The 1,766-nt window shown below is 68.5% G+C and carries 1 protein-coding gene and 1 pseudogene; one reads left to right on the forward strand and one right to left on the reverse strand.

Going from position 1 to position 1,766, the window contains the following annotated elements:
* Positions 1-1,196 (forward strand): annotated as a pseudogene (locus X946_RS05250) (NADP-dependent oxidoreductase); the annotation flags it as partial.
* Positions 1,197-1,554: 358 nt separating this feature from the next.
* On the opposite strand, the gene X946_RS05255 reads toward X946_RS05250, so the two are convergent.
* On the reverse strand, positions 1,555-1,766 hold a 212-nt coding region (locus X946_RS05255; protein WP_038744709.1), incomplete at its 5' end, for a hypothetical protein.

Genomic DNA, 1,766 nt, shown 5'->3' on the forward strand with positions numbered 1-1,766 from the left:
CATCGCGCATCGCGCATCGCGCATCGCGCATCGCGCATCGCGCATCGCGCATCGCGCATCGCGCATCGCGCATCGCGCATCGCGCATCGCGCATCGCGCGCATGCGACAGCGGTATGCGCGCCGAGTTCGCCAACGCGGCGTACGCCGCATCTTTCCACTCATCCTGAAGGTGACGCCCATGTCCAACCCCGTCAATCGCCAACTGCGCCTGAAGGCGCGCCCCGACGGACGCGTCGGCCAGGAGCACTTCACGCTCGTCGAAGCGCCGTTGCCCGAGCTCGGGCCGGGTGAGATGCTCGTGCGCGTGCTGTATCTGTCGATGGACCCGACCAATCGCGTGTGGATGAGCGACATCCCGCAATACCTGCCGCCCGTCGCGATCGGCGACGTGATGCGCGCGCTCGGCATCGGGCGCGTCGTCGCGTCGAATGCGCCGGGGTTCGCCGAGGGCGATCTGGTGCAGGGGCTCGTCGGCTGGCAGGACTACGCTCACGTGCGCGCCGACGAAGCCGCGCAGTACACGAAGCTGCCCGCCGCGCTCGGCCTGCCGCTGCCGCGCCTGCTCGGCGCGTGCGGGATGAGCGGGCTCACCGCGTACTACGGGATGACCGAGATCGCGCCGGTGCAGCCGGGCGAGACGCTCGTCGTGTCGGCCGCGGCGGGCTCGGTCGGCTCCGTCGCCGGGCAGATCGGCAAGATTCACGGCGCGCGCGTCGTCGGCATCGCGGGCGGCGCGGACAAGTGCCGCTATCTGACCGAGGAGCTCGGCTTCGACGCGGCCGTCGACTACAAGGCCGACGGCTGGAAGCGCGCGCTGAAGGATGCGACGCCCGACGGCGTGCACGTGAACTTCGAGAACGTCGGCGGCGAGATCATGCGCGCGGTGCTGTCGCGGATGGCGATCGGCGGGCGCGTCGCGCTGTGCGGCGTGATCGCGAACTACAACAGCGGCCGCCCGTCCGACGACGTCAGCGTGCTGATCGCGAAGAGGCTGACGATGCGCGGCTTCCTGATTCTCGATTACCGCAAGAGCCGCGAGGCGGTCGCGACGCTCGCCGGCTGGCTGCGCGACGGCAGGCTGAAAGCGGAGGAGACCGTCGTCGACGGACTGAGCAACGCGCCCGACGTGCTGAATCGGCTGTTCGACGGCAGCCATCGCGGCAAGCTCGTGTTGCGGGTCGATCCGCAGGCTTGATCGCGTCGTCGCGCTGCGCTGCGTTGCGTCGTGCCGACGGGCGCTCGGTTGATCGGGCGGCGCTCGCGCGCCGTGCGCTTTTTTCGGGTCGCGCTGCGTTCGGCGACGGCGCGCGCCGAACACGTCTATTCGTCGATATCACGAAGGGCGGCTCGACCGCACGCGTACGTCGAGACAAAAAGACGCCACGGCGGCTTGCCGTGGCGTGGGAATTCCAGTCAGGGGGGGAGGGTTGACTGGGTCTAGCCGCTCTGGCGCGCCGTGCGTCCGGAAACGACACGGCATCCTAAGCAGTTCCCATTGTTGGGAATCGGGCGAACCAAGTCAATTTCGGCAAATTAACGCAATTTACCGTGCGTTACCGGCGGGCGATCGTTATGCTGCCGACAGCGTCGAAGGCGTCGAAGGCGTCGAAGGCGTCGAAGGCGTCGAAGGCGTCGAAGGCGTCGAAGGCGTCGAAGGCGTCGAAGGCGTCGACCGCATCGACCGCATCGACCGCATCGACCGCATCGACCGCATCGACCGCATCGACCGCATCGACCGCATCGACCGCATCGACCGCATCGACCG

Origin of the sequence: Burkholderia sp. ABCPW 111 (assembly GCF_000773065.1) — a bacterium.
Taxonomy (GTDB): Bacteria; Pseudomonadota; Gammaproteobacteria; order Burkholderiales; family Burkholderiaceae; genus Burkholderia; species Burkholderia savannae.